Annotated in this window: 17 protein-coding genes; 11 read left to right on the top strand and 6 right to left on the bottom strand. The window is 45.4% G+C overall.

From position 1 onward, the window contains the following. Positions 1-30: 30 nt before the first annotated feature. From yajC to coaE, 3 genes are all read left to right on the top strand, one after another. Positions 31-333, top strand: a complete 303-nt coding sequence (gene yajC, locus KOE27_RS15625; RefSeq protein ID WP_215239790.1) for a preprotein translocase subunit YajC — start codon at positions 31-33, stop codon at positions 331-333. A gap of 149 nt (positions 334-482) precedes the next feature. Then, positions 483-1097: a YbbR-like domain-containing protein gene (locus KOE27_RS15620; RefSeq protein ID WP_215239789.1), complete on the top strand. Its 615-nt coding sequence runs from the start codon at positions 483-485 to the stop codon at positions 1095-1097. Between the two features lie 7 nt (positions 1098-1104). Next, the gene (gene coaE, locus KOE27_RS15615) at positions 1105-1728 is read left to right on the top strand and encodes a dephospho-CoA kinase (RefSeq protein WP_215239788.1); all 624 of its coding nucleotides are present in this window, start codon (positions 1105-1107) and stop codon (positions 1726-1728) included. A 26-nt stretch (positions 1729-1754) separates the two neighbouring features. Here coaE and KOE27_RS15610 read toward each other — a convergent pair whose 3' ends face one another. Continuing rightward, positions 1755-3518, bottom strand: coding sequence for a DNA polymerase III subunit gamma/tau (locus tag KOE27_RS15610; RefSeq protein WP_215239787.1), 1764 nt, complete (start codon positions 3516-3518; stop codon positions 1755-1757). Positions 3519-3554: 36 nt separating this feature from the next. Continuing rightward, on the bottom strand, positions 3555-4391 hold the full coding sequence (locus KOE27_RS15605; RefSeq protein ID WP_215239786.1) for a glycoside hydrolase family 16 protein: 837 nt from the start codon (positions 4389-4391) through the stop codon (positions 3555-3557). Between the two features lie 157 nt (positions 4392-4548). Here KOE27_RS15605 and KOE27_RS15600 point away from each other — a divergent pair, with 157 nt between their 5' ends. The 7 genes from KOE27_RS15600 to KOE27_RS15570 all read left to right on the top strand — a co-directional run bounded on the left by KOE27_RS15600 (position 4549) and on the right by KOE27_RS15570 (position 15108). After that, the gene (locus KOE27_RS15600) at positions 4549-5553 is read left to right on the top strand and encodes a GSCFA domain-containing protein (protein ID WP_215239785.1); all 1005 of its coding nucleotides are present in this window, start codon (positions 4549-4551) and stop codon (positions 5551-5553) included. A 114-nt stretch (positions 5554-5667) separates the two neighbouring features. Continuing rightward, positions 5668-6774, top strand: a complete 1107-nt coding sequence (locus KOE27_RS15595; protein ID WP_215239784.1) for an Mrp/NBP35 family ATP-binding protein — start codon at positions 5668-5670, stop codon at positions 6772-6774. A gap of 72 nt (positions 6775-6846) precedes the next feature. Continuing rightward, positions 6847-7107 carry a NifU family protein gene (locus tag KOE27_RS15590; RefSeq protein ID WP_215239783.1) on the top strand — a complete coding sequence of 87 codons (261 nt, stop codon included), beginning with the start codon at positions 6847-6849 and terminating at the stop codon, positions 7105-7107. A 162-nt stretch (positions 7108-7269) separates the two neighbouring features. Continuing rightward, on the top strand, positions 7270-9015 hold the full coding sequence (locus tag KOE27_RS15585; protein WP_215239782.1) for a D-alanine--D-alanine ligase family protein: 1746 nt from the start codon (positions 7270-7272) through the stop codon (positions 9013-9015). A gap of 151 nt (positions 9016-9166) precedes the next feature. Then, positions 9167-11857: an MGH1-like glycoside hydrolase domain-containing protein gene (locus KOE27_RS15580; RefSeq protein ID WP_215239781.1), complete on the top strand. Its 2691-nt coding sequence runs from the start codon at positions 9167-9169 to the stop codon at positions 11855-11857. Between the two features lie 148 nt (positions 11858-12005). Next, positions 12006-13769, top strand: coding sequence for a phospho-sugar mutase (locus KOE27_RS15575; protein ID WP_215239780.1), 1764 nt, complete (start codon positions 12006-12008; stop codon positions 13767-13769). Positions 13770-13953: 184 nt separating this feature from the next. Continuing rightward, on the top strand, positions 13954-15108 hold the full coding sequence (locus tag KOE27_RS15570; protein ID WP_229252782.1) for a carboxypeptidase-like regulatory domain-containing protein: 1155 nt from the start codon (positions 13954-13956) through the stop codon (positions 15106-15108). A gap of 57 nt (positions 15109-15165) precedes the next feature. On the opposite strand, the gene KOE27_RS15565 is transcribed toward KOE27_RS15570, so the two are convergent. The 4 genes from KOE27_RS15565 to KOE27_RS15550 form a co-directional block, all read right to left on the bottom strand. Beyond that, entirely contained in the window at positions 15166-15375 is a 210-nt protein-coding gene (locus KOE27_RS15565; RefSeq protein ID WP_215239779.1) for a hypothetical protein, read from the bottom strand. Beyond that, positions 15372-15626 (bottom strand): hypothetical protein, encoded by a 255-nt coding sequence (locus tag KOE27_RS15560; protein ID WP_215239778.1) that lies wholly within the window; start codon positions 15624-15626, stop codon positions 15372-15374. The genes KOE27_RS15565 and KOE27_RS15560 overlap by 4 nt, the downstream gene beginning before the upstream one ends. Positions 15627-15740: 114 nt before the next feature. Continuing rightward, positions 15741-16118 (bottom strand): hypothetical protein, encoded by a 378-nt coding sequence (locus tag KOE27_RS15555; protein ID WP_215239777.1) that lies wholly within the window; start codon positions 16116-16118, stop codon positions 15741-15743. A gap of 11 nt (positions 16119-16129) precedes the next feature. Then, a complete protein-coding gene (locus KOE27_RS15550) occupies positions 16130-16678 on the bottom strand; it encodes an RNA polymerase sigma factor (protein ID WP_215239776.1) in 549 nt (182 codons plus the stop codon). A gap of 164 nt (positions 16679-16842) precedes the next feature. Between KOE27_RS15550 and KOE27_RS15545 the strand changes: the two genes are divergently transcribed. After that, complete coding sequence (locus KOE27_RS15545; RefSeq protein WP_215239775.1) at positions 16843-18333, top strand: YfcC family protein; 1491 nt, start codon at positions 16843-16845, stop codon at positions 18331-18333. The last annotated feature ends 82 nt before the right edge of the window (positions 18334-18415 follow it).

Here is an 18415-nt window from a genome sequence, read left to right as displayed (position 1 = left end):
ATTTCAAATTATCCTTATCTATCGTCAGTGATGAAAATTTCTTTATTAGCTCAGGCAACATCAGGTGGCTCTCAGGCCATGATTTATCAGGTTGTGATGTGGGTGGGTATCATCGGAGTATTTTATTTTTTCATGATACGTCCGCAGCAGAAAAAACAGAAGGAGCAAAAGGAGCTTATCAATAATCTTAAGAAAGGTGATAACGTAGTGACCATAGGTGGAATTCATGCCAGGGTTTATACGGTGGAAGACGCAACCGTAACTTTGGAACTGGACAAAGGAGTGAAACTGACAATTGATAAGTCGGCGGTGGCCCGTACCATTGCCGCATAAGGTGTTTGGCTGATGAAGCCGGTGTTAAGAAGGCTTCATCAGTTTTTTCAAGAACTAACTATTGACGAGCTGTGAGTGAAGTTCCATCAGGAAAAAGTAAAATAAAAACCTTTATAGGTTGTTTTTTAGCGGCTACGTTTTTTTGGTTAATGAATGTCCTTAACAAGGATAACTACTCCATCAAACTGAGTTATCCGTTGAGGATAGAGTATGACTACTCCGCATTTGTACCCCTGCAGACTTTGCCTAAACGGATTTCTGTAAATGTATCAGGAGACGGCTGGAGTCTTTTGCAGAAATCATGGCTCAATTTCAACGCCCAGCCGGTTACTTACAAAGTGAGAAATCCGAACAAGGCCAGTTTTATAAATTCCACCACGCTCACGGATCAGATCACCGAACTTTTCCCCAATCTGAAGGTGAATTACGTGGTGGCAGATACCTTCGAACTGAGCTTTGAAAGAAAGATCAGGAAAATCATTCCGATTAGAGTGGATAGCCTCGGTATCAATATGCGAGAGGGGTACGTAATATCCAGTATCATAAACGTATCACCTTCCCTGATTTCCGTTGACGGGCCTGTTTCTCTGATACAATCCTACCCGGATACCATCCGCGTTTCCATTCCGACGCCCAAGATCCAGAATAATTTTGATGAGAGTTTACCTATTCCGCTTCCGGTATCCCCTATGGTGGAGGTAAGCCACCGCGATGTTTACGTCAGTTTCGAGGTTGCCCAGTATCTGAACGCCATTTCTCAATAATATTCCAATGTCAGCACCGAGCACACTACCGGTACGGGTTGGTATTACCGGAGGCATAGGTTCTGGCAAGAGCCTCGTATGCAGAATATTCAGCTGCCTGGGTATCCCGGTGTATGAAGCCGATACCAGGGCCAAATGGCTCACCAACCATGATCCCGGGATCAGAAACAAGGTGATAGCATTGCTGGGTGAGAAGGCATACGACGCACGGGGACAATATGACCGTGCTTATGTTTCCTCAAAGGTTTTCAATGATCAGGAATTGCTTACAAAACTCAACGGCATTATTCACCCGGCCGTCATGCAGGATACCCTGCTTTGGATGGAGAATCATTCCGACAGCCTGTATCTGATCAAAGAAGCCGCTATCATGAAAGCCGCCAGTGAGGACAATGCGCTGGATTTCGTAGTAGTGGTTGAGGCTCCGGCAGATATCCGGATACAAAGAATCCTGAAACGGGACAACCGTACGGAACAGGATATCCTGGCTATTATGGAGCGGCAGGTATCCGACGAGGAACGGGGCCGCATTGCCGATTTCAAAATCAACAATGATGGCAGGGTGCCGCTGATACCCCAGGTACTGAAACTCCACGAATTTTTTAGGGAGCAGCAAAGGAATAATTCCTGAACAGTTTTGTCACCCGATGGTTATTGTCAGAAATCTACATCCAGCCCGAGTGCCTGTTTTAGATTTAGTAAATGGGGATTTTTTTCTGCCATGTAGTTGAACTTTTCGGCTGGAGTGTAGGGCATCCGGTTTACTTCCTGCGGCGCTACGCGGGCATTGATCTCCAGTTTTGCGACATTGAAACGGGACTTCAGAAAACCCAACAGATCATACCGCATGCTTTGGATCGCATCAAGCTGGTGATCGTTGTCCAGTACAATTTCGATAATATTGTCGGCCAGTTTAAACTCCTTCCTCAGCGTAATTTCTTCTGTTGTAGAATTATACTGCTGACGGCGGCGTTCGGCAAATTCATACCAGGCCATCTGAAGTTTTTCCAGGGTGAGTTCTTCCAGTACGGTTTTCGGCGGATTGCTATTTACAATTGTGTCCGCAGGTACCTTCACACTTTCCTGTGCGGGCTGATAAGCTACCGGTAGGGAAGGGATGAGTTGGGTACTCTTTAAGCGGGTTGGTTTCACCGGGCTGGTTTCCGTTGCCGGGGCGGTGCGGACAGCAACGGAAGCAACTGGCTCAGGGGCGATGGATTTAACCTCGGTAGTGATTGACGTGTCCGTATGAGGTGTTTTTAGTTCGGGCTCAACTTTTTTTTTTGCCGTTTCATCAACGGCTGCAAGGGAATTAAGCTGAAGGACATTTGGGAGATTGGCCAGTTTCATCAGGCACAGTTCTACGTGCAGCCGCTGGTTTTTGGCCGCTTTGTAGTGGATGTCACATTGGCTGGTAATACTCAGGGCCGATAGCAGAAAACTCATATCGGCATTCCTGGATTGCTCCAGATACTTACGTTCCGCCGATTCCGACACCTGTAGCAAAGAAACCGTGATGGCGTCCTTACATACGAGCAGGTTCCGGAAATGCTCGAGCAGGCCAACCACAAAAAGATGGCCGTCGAATCCTTTTCTTAAAATCTCGTCAAACAGCACGAGCGATTTTGAAATACTTCCTGCTGATAACGCATCCGTCACTTTGAAGTAGTAGTCGTAATCCAGGATATGCAGGTTTTCCAGTACAGCAGCGTAGGTAAGTCTGCTGTCGGTAGAAAATGTCACATTCAGGTCAAACATCGAAAGAGCATCCCGCAGCCCGCCATCAGCTTTCTGGCCAATGAGTTCCAGGGCTTCCTTGTCTGCATCTATTCCTTCTTTGGATGCGATATTCTCCAGGTGCCCTGCAATATCCCTGGGCTGTATCCTGTTAAAATCGAATATCTGACAACGCGAAAGTATCGTGGGCAGAATTTTATGTTTTTCGGTCGTTGCCAGGATAAAAATCGCATAACCCGGTGGTTCCTCCAGTGTTTTCAGGAAGGCATTGAAGGCCGCCTGCGATAACATGTGAACCTCATCAATAATATAGATCTTGTATTTCCCTGTTTGGGGAGGATATCTTACCTGGTCGATCAGATTGCGGATATCTTCCACCGAATTGTTAGAAGCAGCATCCAGTTCGTGGATATTGAAGGATGCGTTGTTCTGAAAGCTGACGCAGGACTCACATTCTCCGCAGGCTTCCACATCTTCTCCGAGGTTCTGGCAATTAATGGTTTTTGCCAGAATCCGGGCACAGGTTGTTTTACCAACCCCCCTGGGTCCGCAGAAAAGAAAGGCCTGCGCCAGGTGATTGGTACGTATTGCATTTTTTAAAGTAGTGGTGATGTGCGACTGCCCTACAACCGAGTCGAAGGTAACGGGACGGTATTTTCTGGCCGATACTACAAAATGATCCATGGGCGCAAGTTACCTCCCTGCACGCGAATTTCAAAGTTACTTTTTCGTAACGAGCGGAAAAACCCTGACATAATCCACCTCCATTTTCTGAGGGAAAATACTTTCGTCAACCCCTTTCTGGCCTCCCCAGTTGCCGCCTACGGCTATGTTCAGTATCAAATGCTCCGGTTTGTCAAAGGGCCATTCGGCCCAGCCATAACCCGGTTCCTTTTTGAAAGAAAAGAATTCTTTCCCGTCCACCAGCATGGTAATGCGGTCTGGCGTCCATTCACAGGAATAAATATGAAATTCGGAAGAGACGTTGTCGACTATTGTGTTGTTACCTTTGTTTGTTTTAATGGCGTGGTTGAAGGCTTTGGTATGGATATTACCATGGACTCGGTTCTGGTCAAAACCAACGTGTTCCATGATATCTATTTCCCCGTTATCAGGCCAGCCTTTGTTTCCATAATTGCTTTCGCTAGCCAACATCCATATTGCCGGCCAGGTGCCAACTCCTTTCGGAAGTTTTGCGCGGATCTCCATTTTTCCGTAGAGGAAATCACCTTTGCCTTTTGTATGTATCCTGGCAGAACTGTAATCGCGCTTGCCTGATTTTTCCCTTTTTGCTTCTATGATCAGCAAACCGCCCTCCACACGCGCATTTTCTTTCAGGTTGGTATAATTCTCGAGCTCGTTATTTCCCCAGCCATGATCTCCCAGGTCGTAGCTCCATTTTTTTGGATCCGGCACACCCTGATAATCAAATTCATCTTGCCAGACAGGTTTATCGGAAAAAAGAAATTCCCTGGTGGTAAGTTTGCTGTTATCCTGCGAGCAGGCCGGGAAAATGGTGACAGTACTCAGAAACAAGGGCAGAAATGACTTTTTCATCGGTATTGATTTCAAGGTAAATAAAAATGTAACGTAAAAATACAAGTAAATATTTGAAACATATTAAAGCGTAAAAGGGGTGCAAAATTTTGTAGATGGTCTTACGATGTAGATATTAACAAGGATACCTTTGTGGGCTGATTAATCATATTACCTCATGAAAGCATTACCCATCTTTACCGAAGTAAATACAGTTCCTGCAAACTGGAAAATAAACTTAGGGACAGGTATACTGACCATTGGCTCCTGCTTTGCGGATGTAATTGGCAGCCAGCTTTCGGAAAATAAATTTCGGGTGATGAATAACCCTTTCGGAACGGTTTTTAATCCCTTGGCGATCATCAAAATTCTGGATAGCGCACTGGGCAATAAAGTGCCGGATCAATCCTTGTATATTGAGACTCAGGACAAGATATGGCTTCATCACGACTTTCATTCTTCTTTATGGAGTACAACACGTGCCTCGCTTGATGCTGAGATTTCGGGAAGGTTCAGAGAAACGGGAGATTTTCTCAGAAGTGCAAAAGTTTTGGTGATCACCCTTGGAACCGCCTATGCCTACCGCCACCGGGCTGTTAATCAGCTGATCGGGAACTGTCATAAAGTACCTGCCGAACGGTTTTTAAAGGAACTTTTACATCCGGATCAGATACTCATCCCTTTTGAACAGCTGGTTTTTAAATTACTTTCTGTTAACAGGGATTTGAAGATTATCCTGACCGTCAGCCCGGTACGGCACACCAGGGATACCCTGCCACTGAACCAGGTAAGTAAGTCGACTTTAAGACTGGTATGTCACCGGCTTTCCGAGAAGTTCAGGCATATCGAATATTTCCCTGCTTACGAGATCATGGTGGATGAACTGAGAGATTATCGTTATTACAAGGAGGATCTTATTCATCCTAACAAATTGGCAGAAGACCATATCTTCCGCACTTTTACGAAAACCTATCTGGATATTGAGGTGCAGAGATTTATACAGGAATGGGAAAGCATCCGGCAAATGCTTGACCACCGGCCTCAGTATGGTAATACCCCAAGTCAGTATAAATTGCTGTTGTCTATTAAACAAAAGCTGGTTTCTATTTCGGCTGATGCTGATGTCTCCCGGGAAATAGCCGAGGTGAACCGAAGAATTGAGGAATTTCCCGTGTCGGGTTAAACTCATTGCGTTTTTTTGGTGTTAAAACAAATCAGGAAGGAAAATGCTGATCCAGGTATTCCGAGGCAGTATCTTACCGGAAAGTAGCAGAATGGGCGGATTTAAAATTTGAAAATGGGAGAGTTTACAGTCAATAAAGAAAAAGTTTTACAGGCGCTCAGTACAGTTGAGGAGCCCGATCTTAAGAAAGACCTTGTGACGCTGGGTATGATTCAGGACGTTGAAATAGGCGTTAATCAGGTCAGATTTACAGTGGTATTAACAACCCCAGCTTGTCCGCTCAAAGAATTAATAAGAAGGAATTGTGTGGCAGCCATCCATGACCTGATTAGTCCTGATATAGAGGTTATCATTAATCTGACGGCCAACGTGACCACATCCAGACAAACGGGTCCGCTGTTGCCCGGAGTAAAAAATGTGATAGCGGTTGCTTCCGGGAAGGGGGGCGTAGGGAAATCCACCGTTACGGCCAATCTGGCCATGGCCTTACATCGGTCCGGAGCCAAAGTGGGCATTATTGATGCAGATATATTTGGCCCTTCAATACCTGTGATGTTTGGAGTGGAGCATATGCAGCCCACTATTACACCAAAAAATGGTAAAAATCTTATCAATCCCATTCGGCAGTACGGCATTAAATTGATGTCTATTGGCTTTCTCACTCCGCCGGAAAGTGCTGTAGTGTGGCGCGGTCCCATGGCAAGCCAGGCACTGAAACAGTTTTTTGCAGATACAGACTGGGGTGATCTGGATTACCTTTTGATTGACCTTCCTCCTGGAACCAGTGACATACATATTACCCTGGTACAAACAGTACCTGTGGCGGGTGCGGTGATTGTGACAACCCCGCAGAAAGTTGCCCTGGCTGATGCCATCAAAGGCCTTTCGATGTTCAGACAGCCGCAGATCAATGTCCCTGTACTGGGAGTAGTGGAAAATATGGCCTGGTTTACGCCGGAAGAATTACCCGACCACCAGTATCATATCTTTGGAAAAGGTGGAGGGCAGCTGCTGGCAGATAAGTTTGACGTTCCGTTGCTGGGACAAGTACCTTTGGTGCAGGGTATCCGGGAAGCAGGTGATGACGGGCGTCCCGCGTTCATGAATCAGAACGAAATGGTTAACGATGCCTTCAGAAATGCATCCGAAGCCCTTGCCCGGCAGGTGGCCATCAGAAATGCAGAAAAAGTTAAAACGCAGGTTGTGGAAATGGATTCTTAACCTACATTTGGGTACTTATATTTGATTTTAAGAATAAATTCTTGCATATTAGCGAATAGAATATCTTTTAAAATGGAGTCAAAAGAAAAAACAATTGAATTAATAGAGCAGGCGCTCGAATCGGTACGTCCCTATCTGCTGGCAGACGGAGGAGATGTTAAATTAGTGGACCTTACCGATGATCTGACCGTGGTATTGGAATTGCAGGGGTCTTGCCAAAGCTGTCCCATGAGTGCCATGACTTTCAGGGCAGGTCTGGAAGAATCTATCCGTAAGGCCGTTCCTTCTGTCAATAAAGTAGTAGCACAAAACGTTCCGGCGCTCGCTTCGTAATACTGGTTAAAACCGGCAATTTCGCGTCCCGAAGATATCTTTACATCAAAACATTCTTCCAGGATTAAATTTTGTAAGCCTTCTCCGATGTAATTGGTTCGTCTCAAATAGTACCTTATATTGCGACTATCATTTGACGTGAATCAATTACACCATTTATATATGCGTATCGGAATTTTTTTTGGAGGCCCTTCCCGTGAACGTGAAATATCTTTCGCAGGCGGTAAAACCGCTTTTGAATATCTTGACAAATCTCTCTTCGAGCCCATACCCATTTTTGTAGACAGTTTCGGCAGGTTTATAAAACTGGTTCCCGATCTTATGTACAGGAATGAGATCAGGGACTTTTACCCCGCACAGGCCAACACGACCGGAAGTTTCAAAGTTTATATTGAATCGTTACCAGAGCTTGGCCGTGAGCCAATCCCCGAAAGTATAGGTACTTTGCTGTCGCCTTCGGATTTTAAGTCCTATTTTGATTTCGCCTTTCTTGCCATGCACGGTCCCGACTGTGAGGATGGTGCCATACAGGGCCTTCTGGAGTGGTACCGCATCCCGTACAGTGGCCCCGGTCTGATGGGTTCTGCCGTCGGGATAGATAAGATACTTCAGAATGACATGATCGCATTGGTCAACGGACAGCAGAAAAAAAGCTGGACACTTCGGTATAGTCAGTGGATACCTTCGGAATATGGCATATTGTTTCAGGTACTCAAAAAACACCTGGGCCTTCCGTTGGTGATCAAAGCACCGCACCAGGGTTCGTCCATTGGTGTTGCCATTGTCAAGGAAGATTCACCCGAAGCATTTGTAGCGGCCGTTAATCAATGCTTTTTTCAGACTGAGCTTTCTGCGGAGCAGTGGCAGTTGATGGACGCTGAAGAAAAGAAAGTATGGGCACAGCGCATGGCCAATCTGGATGAAGGGATAGGCTTTCCAGTGGTGGTAAATGGGGAGGAATCCGTTTATCATCCATCACAACTTATCGCAACACTGGATGAATACTTTGAGAAAGGTTTGCAGGATATTATTCTGAGCAGCAGTAATGCCGAAGACCAGGTGCTGATTGAGGAGTTCGTTTCCGGGCAGGAGTTTTCCTGCGGGTGCATACAGTTTGATAACGGCAAGCCGCTTGCCTTGCCTCCCAGTGAGGTGATCAAAATGGTGGAGGTTTTTGACTTTAATGCCAAATACAAACCCGGAGCGAGCAGAAAACGTATCCCGGTAGATACTACTGCTGAAAAAAACCGGGAAATTCAGGACATGATTGCAAGTGTATTTCAACAGCTTGGCATTACGGCCTGCGTGCGCATCGACGGCTTTCTGACACCGGACGGTACTATTTTGCTGCATGACCCGAATACGATTCCGGGCATGTCTCCAACTTCCTTCATCTTCAAGCAAATGGCCGAAATAGGTCTCAATGTAACGCAGGCACTTACTTATCTGGTAAGGCAGTCGTTACGCGAAAGGATCAGGCTTGGTAAAAATACCTGGGCTTTGAGGCAATTACTAGCTAAGCTGGACCAAAAAATAGTGGAAAAACGCAGCAGTCCGAAACCGGAAGTGGGTATTCTTTTTGGAGCGAGTGATGCAGAATACATTGCCGCGCGGCGAAAATATGGCCAGCTTAATGCAAGCGGAGAGGTGAAACCTGTTGCAGTACTGCATGGAGCGGACGGGAAATATTATAAACTTCCCAACCCCGCTATGTTTAAAGAATTTATCTCTGATATCGAAGTATTACTTCACGGTAATCGAAATGAAGTACTGGTTGAAACGGCCAAAAGGGCGGAAGAAATCACTGGTTTTTATGCAGGTACCGTGGATTATGCTGTACATGAATTTGAGAACAAGGAGTCAATTGCATCCATCAATGATTGGATTGTAGTGAAAGTGGATAATTAATAATTATTGTATTATTATTAATAAAAGAGAGCTTTCAAAAGCTCTTTTTTATTAATTTCCATTTTGAGGTCATCGCAGCAGGCAGCAAAAGCCCAGGCCCGTTCATGTATTTTTACTTTAATTCATAGCACTACAAAAATCAGCAAATTAAATGGCACAAGGCGCGGAAAAAGTAAGGCTAAGCCTGCAGAAGGAAAATAAAGGCTGGAAAAAATGGGGACCTTATTTGTCGGAACGCCAGTGGGGTACTGTCCGGGAGGATTATAGCGGAAACGGAGATGCCTGGAACTACATCACGCATGAAATGGCCTATTCTAAAACCTATCGTTGGGGAGAAGACGGCATCGCAGGTTTTTCAGATAATAAACAGCACATTTGTCTTTCTTTTGCTTTCTGGAATCATCAGGATAAATTGCTGAAAGAGCGGATTTTTGGCTTGACGAACAGAGAGTCTAACCATGGGGAAGATGTAAAGGAAATGTACTACTATCTGGATAGTACTCCTACGCATTCCTACACAAAAATGCTTTATAAATATCCGCAGCAACCCTTTCCCTACGAACAGCTCAGGCAAGAAAACCAGCGGAGAGGCAAGCAGGATGCAGAATATGAAATAACAGATACCGGTGTTTTTGATAATGACGAATACTTTGATATTTTCATAGAGCACGCCAAGGCTGATCAGGAGGATATCATGATGAAGGTTACTGTCATCAACAGGGGACCTAAGGATGCACCGATTACGGTTTTACCGACCATCCTTTTCCGTAATACGTGGTCGTGGGGTTATGAGTCGTTCAACTACAAACCGATGATGAACGGCATTTCGAATCGTCTGATTGAACTTACGCACCGAAAACACGGCAAGTATAACCTGTATCTGGAAGAAGCAGACGAACTGCTTTTCTGTGAAAACGAAACAAATTTCAAGAAACTATACGGCACCGCAAACAGTACGGCATATCCCAAGGATGGGATTAATGATTACGTGATCAGCGAAGGCAAAAGCAACACCATCAATCCAAATGGTATTGGTACAAAGGCCTCTGCCCGGTTTACCCGAACCGTTAAGGCGGGCGAAACGGTGACATTCAGGATGCGTTTTGTGAATCATACCATTTCTGAGCCCTTTGGTGGTTTTGAAGATTTGTTTAACAAAAGGATACGGGAAGCAGACGAGTTTTATGATGATCTGCACAAAGATGTTGCCGATCCGGATCTTCGGTCCATTTCCAGGCAGTCGTATGCGGGGATGCTCTGGAGCAAGCAGTTTTACTATTATAATGTTTATGAATGGCTGAAAGGTGACCCTGCCCAGCCCGGCCCGAACCAGGGACGAAAGTGGGGGAGGAACTCGGGATGGAAACATCTGTATGCGGCCAATCTTATTTCCATGCCTGATAAGTGGGAGTACCCGTGGTTTGCGGCGTGGGACCTGGCATTCCATTGCGTTCCGCTTGCGCGTGTGGATGCAGATTTTGCCAAACGCCAGCTGGAAATACTTTTGCGGGAATATTACATGCATCCCAATGGGCAGATACCTGCATACGAATGGAACTTCTCCGATGTCAATCCTCCGGTTCACGGCTGGGCTACCTGGAAAGTATATGAGATAGACAGAGAGCAGAACAATGGCGTGGGAGATGTGGAATTTCTTGAAAAAATATTCCATAAACTCCTGCTGAACTTCACCTGGTGGGTTAACCAGAAAGATGATACCGGCAATAATATTTTCAGCGGAGGTTTCCTGGGGCTTGATAATATCGGTGTTTTCGACCGGTCGACGCCGATGCCCTTCGGAGGGAAATTACAGCAAGCCGATGCTACCGGCTGGATGGCCATGTATACCCTTAACATGCTCCGGATATCTGTCGAGATAGCGTTGGTACATCCGGTTTACCAGGATATGGCTTCCAAATTCTTTGAACATTTCCTGCACATAGCAGGTGCAATGGAATCCATTGGCGGAAAAAATTCTTCGATCAGCCTGTGGGACGAGGAAGATCAGTTCTATTACGATGTGATACATATCCCGAACGGCCAGAGTATCCTCTTAAAGGTTCGTTCTATAGTCGGCCTGATACCTTTGTTTGCTGTGGAATTGCTTGATCCTCAGAATCTTGATAAGCTTCCGGTTTTCAAGCGCCGGGTGGAATGGGTACTTGCTAACCGGCCTGATCTGGCCCGCCTGATATCCCGCTGGTTTGAATCCGGCAAGGGGGAGAACCGGTTACTTTCTATCCTGAGAGGTCACCGGATGAAAATGATCCTGAAAAGAATGCTGGATGAATCCGAATTCCTTTCGGGATATGGCGTAAGGGCATTGTCCAAATTTCATGAGGAAAACCCATATAAATTTTATATCAACGGGGAAGTGCTTCAGGTGGATTATACCCCTGCCGAGGCGCTCACGGATATCATGGGCGGGAATTCCAACTGGCGCGGGCCCATCTGGTTTCCTTTGAATTACCTGATATTCGATTCTCTCATGAAGTTTCATAATTATTATGGAGAAGATTTTACCGTAGAGTACCCCACCAATTCGGGCAACATGGCCACCATTAAAGATGCGGCCGTTGGGATCGCCAGCCGGTTGATCGATATCTTTAAAAAGGACAGTGATGGAAACCGTGCTGTTTATGGTCATGATGCTAAAATGCAGAAAGACCCGAATTTCAAAGACCACGTTTTATTTTATGAATACTTTCACGGCGACAACGGCAGAGGATGCGGCGCGAGCCACCAGACCGGCTGGACGGGTCTGATTGCCGAGCTTATCCGTAAAACGGCGAAAGAATCCGCCAAAGATTTTGCAAAAGAAGAACTGAAAATAAGTAAATAATTACAGTATATTTTTACATTTATGCTGCTAACGGATTAAGCACTTAATCTTTAGTCCCTTTTTGAAACATAACCTGGTATGGTTTTGTGGATCGAAAAGGGACTTCTTAATAATAGCACTTACTCTAAACCAATTTTACGCTACAAGTATGACAACAAAATTAGAACCCAATGTATTAGAAAAAGTAAATAGCTGGCTTAATGGCGATTATGATATTGATACCAAACAATACATTCAGAAATTAATTGACGACGCCAATGAAACAGAATTGACGGACTCATTTTACAAAGATCTTGAATTTGGAACAGGAGGACTTCGCGGGCTGATTGGTGTGGGTTCTAACCGCATGAACCGATATACCGTTGGTACTGCTACGCAGGGACTGGCAAATTATCTCAACAAAGCTTTCCCGAATGAAGAGAAAAAGGTAGCCATTGCCTACGACAGCCGGATTAAATCTGATGAATTTGCTGGCATTATTGCTGATATCTTTTCTTCCAATGGTATTACGGTATATCTTTTTGAGGCTTTACGCCCTACACCTGAGTTGTCCTTTGCTATTCGGCTGCTGGGCTGCAAAAGTGGGGTGGTGGTTACGGCTTCACACAACCCCAAGGAATACAACGGCTATAAAGCCTACTGGGACGATGGATCACAGGTGGTTGCACCGCATGACGTCAATATCATTGATGAAGTAAATGCAATTCAGTCCATTGATGATATCAAATTTGAAGGTGATCCTTCAAAAATATTTAAGATAGGGGCAGAGGTAGACGAAAAATACCTGGCGCATATCCTCTCACTTTCGATCTCCAAAGAGGCCATCGCACGCCAGAAGGATCTGAAAATCGTTTATACGCCTTTGCACGGAACAGGGGTAACGCTGGTTCCGAAGTTACTGGGGAAAATGGGTTTTGAGTCGGTGACAGTCATTGCTGAACAGGCGGAACCAGACGGCAACGGGCAGTTTCCTACCGTGGTTTACCCGAATCCGGAAGAAAGCGAAGCGATGTCTATTGCAGTGAACAAGGCCAAAGAAATAGATGCGGATCTGGTGATGGGTACCGATCCCGATGCAGACAGGGTAGGGATTGCTGTTAAAAACCATCATGGTGAAATTCAATTACTGAATGGCAATCAAACCGCAAGTGTGCTGATTTACTATCTGCTGAATGCATGGAAAGATGCCGGAAAGCTGACCGGTACCCAGTTCGTTTGTAAAACCATTGTAACAACGGATCTGATTGATCGGATGGCGGCCGCCTATGACGTAAAATGCTACAATACGCTGACAGGTTTCAAGTACATCGCTCAGGTGATCAGAGAGAAGGAGGGCGTGGAGCAGTTTATTGGCGGAGGGGAAGAAAGTTACGGATACCTGATCGGCGATGCCGTGCGGGACAAGGATGCGATAGCCTCCTGTGCTATGATCGCCGAACTTACAGCTTACGCAAAAGACAAAGGACTGAGCCTTTTTGATATGCTGATGGAGATTTACAAGCAGTTCGGGTTCTATTATGAAGGACTGATCTCTCTGACTAAAAAAGGAAAAGCAGGGGCGGATGAAATACAGCAGATGATGGCGGATTTTCGGGCTAATCCACCTAAAACCCTGGCGGGCTCGCCGGTGATCCGAATGGATGACTACAAAGCCCTCACGTCCACCGATTTTGGGACCCATGAAACCAAAAAGATACCTTCGGGTGAAATGGGTATTGAGCCGTCCAACGTACTTCAGTTCTTTACGGAGGATGGTACTAAATTTACCTGCCGCCCTTCGGGAACTGAGCCGAAGATTAAATTTTATGTGGGTGTCAGAGCGGAACTGATCAACAATGAAGATTTTGACCAGGTATATGCAGGACTCAAAGATAAAGTGAAGGGAATTGGTTCAGAGCTGAATCTCAAATAATCGTATCTTTCAGGGATAAGGGAAAGGTTGAAATGGTTATCTCCCGATAACGTTTCAACCTTTTTTTATGAACATTTTTCAAAAGATTAGCTTCATTTGCAACAAGTAATGAAAACGCATGGTAATTTAGTTTTTGAATATAAGACCTTATCTATCATCGTTGGAAGTAAGTATTTTGGTGAGCATGTCACACAGTAATGCGCAAGGAATGAGCGGAAAAACAAAAAGGAGTGCGCAATATGCTTTATGGGCTCTGTTATTGTTTCTATCGGTAGTATCCCGTGCGCAGCAAACCACGGTTACACTGTCAGGTAGAGTAACGGATGAGAAAAGCGGGCAGCCGTTGCCCTTTGCAAATGTATTTGTAAATAATTCATCCATTGGTACCAATGCAGACGTGAACGGAAATTACAAACTGCCCAATCTGCCCCTCGGAACAATTGAAATAGCGGTTTCTTTTCTGGGATACGAAACAATCAAACAAACATTGAGGTTTGAACAGGCCGGAAACAAAACCATTGTTTTTAAAATGCGGGAAGGTATGCAGCTTGGAGAAGCAGTGGTGTATGCGAAAAAAAATAAAAAGCGGGAGAAATACCTGAAAATCATCACAAGGGAATTGTTAGGGAACAGCAAGTTCAGTAAACAGTGTAAAATAGTAAACCCCGAAGTACTGCGCATTTCCATGGAAGACGATGGCCATTTGAGTGCGCAGACCAACAACCCGCTGATCATCGAAAACTATGCGCTGGGGTATCGCATTCATCAGGATCTGGATGATTTTGATTATTATGCAGGCAAATTATACTACGGCGGATCAACACGTTTTGAGTTACTTGTTCCAAAGGATGAGATACAGAAGAAACTGTGGCGGGCCAATCAGAAACTGGCATACCAGGGATCGCTTAAACATCTGCTGGCCAGCATGGTGTCCGACAGTCTGACGGAAAACGGATTCAAGGTATATCAGGCCATTCCGGATTCCATGCGTATGTTTAAAACCGTAAGAAGTCCTAACGGCTATAACAGTATTTCCCACCACATTCACAACCGCATTGAAGAAACCCGTGGGTTTCGCCTGGTACAGCCGGGGGAATTGCCTACCGAACGGTTGGTCGTTTCTTACACCCAGCTAGAGATTTTTAACATGAAGAAGCAAGGGAAGTCGCCCTATCCCGATATGCCTTATGGCTATACCCAGATCACTATGCCGCGAGGTTATATAGTAATTACTCCGCAGGGCTGGGTATCCATGCCAATGGGGTTTGAAATAGCCGGAGACCTGGGGAATGATCGCTTTGCAAATTTGCTGCCTGCAGACTGGATCAGAGACTTATAAGCTTGTTTGCTGCGTTCGAAGCTATCATTCTTTAGTCGGGATCATGTGCCCTTGGTATCACAACGATCTTACCTTTTTTGTAATAGGTTGGATGCGTTGCACAGGATATTGGCTGCGGTGCCTTTCGGCATTCAGATAACCGTTACAGCCGTGATAGAGGGGGCGTCCCAGTTCATCACGGAATTTGTCCCCCACTGTAAAATGAAGAGTAAGGGCAGTCATCAGGGCAATGCCCAGGCTTAGGAAAAATCGGGATCTTTTGTTCATAGCTTAATTTTTACCGGTGGATTGAAAGGTACGATGTTCAAACTTTTTCTTTCAGAGCCTGCATCATATCTTTTGGATTGCAGAGGAACGTAGTTATCCCTTCGTGTGTTGGGCCGTCCCGTGACAAACCAGAAGGCGAGTCCGGTGAAGAGGAGGAAAAAGAAAAGCCTTGAAAATAAAAGGGAAGCCGCAAACAGTAAAACACCGCCCAGAATACCGCTACCTATTGATCGCAGAATAAGGAATATCATGGCTTGAAAGTTTGAGTTAAAACAAAAAAAACTGCACATGCCGGATGTACAGTTTAGCTGACGTTTAGTCTTGAAAATTACTTTAACAAGTATCTTTTTTTGGTTGGCATTATTTTACTCCGGTCTCTTTCTGCATCTGTCCCTTATTTCTTCGCGAAATTTTTTACGTTCCTCGTCGCTCATGGTCATCCATTTTTTCCTCCACCGGGCACCGCCAAATCCGGGATGGTCACCGCCAAGCCTGTCCCTTTGCCATGGGCCGCCTCGCCAGCCTGCACCCGGTCCCATCCTGTTTCCGAAGTTGCCAAACAAAATCCGGCATAATGCCAGTAATCCTACGGCCTGCCAATAGGAGATAGAGTTGACGGGGGCAATAGCAGGTAAAACGGCATTCCACAAAAGCCTTACAATGGCGCCTAGCGCAAGCAGTGCCGCTATAAAAAACAATGGAAATGCCCTGAAATTTCTTCTATATCCTTGCCGTGGTTTCATAATTCACAAAGTTAATAGTTTACAAACTCCTGGTACACTGTTTCAAGTCTTTGTCTTAGATACCGGACAGCATAACGTTTCCGGGAAATAAGTGTTTTAATATTTTCGCCGGTCCTGTCAGCAATTTCCTGAAACGTCTGATCTTCCAGTTCATTCCATACGAAAATCTGCCGCTGGTTTTCAGGAAGTTCATCCAGCGCAACCGTCAGCTGTTCCCAGAAAAGCTCCTTCAAATAAACCGTTTCCGGCGTAAGATCGTCGGCAAGCAGAATATCTTTAATATATAGTTCGCCATCATCGTCTTCGTAGGTATATTCTTCCAGCGAATCAGGCTTTTGTTTGCGGTATTTGTCCACAATCCGGTTGCGGGCCACCCGGTACAGCCAGCTGCTCATTTGCTCAATAGCCTCCACTTCGGGCAGGCTGCTGAGCTGATACCAAACATCCTGAAGGATATCCTCAGCATCTTCGTCGGAATTTACCCTGCTACGGATAAAGCCAAGAAGCTGCTTGCCGTAGCTCTTAACGGTCTGGACTATATTTGGTTTTTTTTCTGACAATATTTTAATCTAAAAGAGTAACTCCTTTCGGCAGACGGATAACAGCTGAAATTACTTTAAAATGATCACAAAAACTTTTGCGGTTTATAGTAACTATGAAAAGGGAAATCCTGAGATTTAGAATATAAAGTACCTTGGTCCGAAATATTAACACATCAGCGGTTATGCCCTCTCTTATAAAGCTACCTACCCCTCTAACCATTCTGATGGCGGTTACCGTTCTGGCTGCGATTGCAACCTGGCTGATGCCCGCAGGTAAATTTGAATCCCTAAGTTACCAGAACAATGCTTTTGTGATTTCTGGCAGTGAAGAAACGAAACTCCCGGCCACACAGCACATACTGGACAGTCTGGGAATCATGGTGAAGGCGGATAAGTTTCTGAACGGAGCAATTAAAAAGCCTGTCTCTATTCCAGGAAGTTTTCATCCATTACTTCAAAACGGCCAGTCGGTTATTGATGTCGTTCAGGCTCCGTTGAAGGGTATTTATGAAACGGTCGATGTCATTCTCTTTATTCTGATTATCGGTTCTTTTATCCAGGTATTTTATGCTACCGGCGCCATGGAGGCAGGCATAGCAAAACTATCTGCCGGCATGAAAGGACGGGAATCCTGGCTCATTGTTGTGCTGACATTCCTCTTTGCGCTTGGAGGCTCTTCCTATGGTATGGCGGAGGAATCACTGGTGTTTTACCCGATTCTGATTCCGCTTTTTCTGGCAGCCGGGTACGACCTTCTTATTCCCGTTGCGGTTATTCATGGAGGAAATACGCTGGGCTATCTGTCTTCTTTTTCCAATCCTTTTTCAACCATTATCGCGTCCAACGCGGCGGGTATCAGCTGGACAGACGGGTTGTACGGCAGACTTGCCATGCTTCTGGTTTCCTCGGTAATTTATATTGGTTATGTCATGTGGTATGCGCAAAAGGTGAGGCGTAATCCACATGCTTCTTATGTGACGGCCGACGAGGGTCGATCATCCATCGCGGATGGGAATGGTATTGCTATGGTACCCTTAAAAGGTAAAACGGCCGGGTTACTTTTTATATTTGCCGCAACATTTGTGCTGCTCATTATCGGTGTGGTTGCGCTGGACTGGTGGCTGCTGGAAATGTCCGCACTGTTTTTAGTGGCTTCGGTTCTGGTTGCTGTGGTACAAAGGATGAGCGAGCGTTTATTTATCGAAAAGTTTATCGAGGGAGCTGAAAGCCTGCTGGGGGTAGCTTTTGTGATAGGTGCGGCCCGTGGTGTTACAGTTGTTCTGGACGCGGGAAACATCAGCGGATCGGTGTTACATTGGGCCTCCACTGCTATTCAGGATGTTCATCCTGCTCTGTTTATCATTGGGCTATTGCTGATTTATATATTGCTGACGGTTATTATTCCGTCTTCCTCTGGCATGGCCGTTATGACCATGCCCATCCTGGGATCATTGGCGATTGTTGCAGGCATACCCGGGCGTGAAATTGTAAACAGTTATCTGCTGGGAATGGGGATTATGGGATTTATTACCCCAACTGGCCTCATTTTACCTTCATTGGCCTTGGCAGGGGTGGGCATGAAGGCATGGATCAGGTTCATCTGGCCGGTTTTATTATTGTTATTTATGCTGGCGGCCATGGCTTTACTTACTGGACTGTGGCTTGATCTATAAAACCAGATTTTTCATTTATTTTTTATAAAATACTCATAGTTAGTCATTTGTGTGTTTGTTCTCCCGCGGAGCAGTTTCCTCT

This window comes from Dyadobacter sp. CECT 9275 (genome assembly GCF_907164905.1).
GTDB lineage: Bacteria > Bacteroidota > Bacteroidia > Cytophagales > Spirosomataceae > Dyadobacter > Dyadobacter helix.
This window is presented reverse-complemented; position numbering and strand designations above follow the sequence as displayed.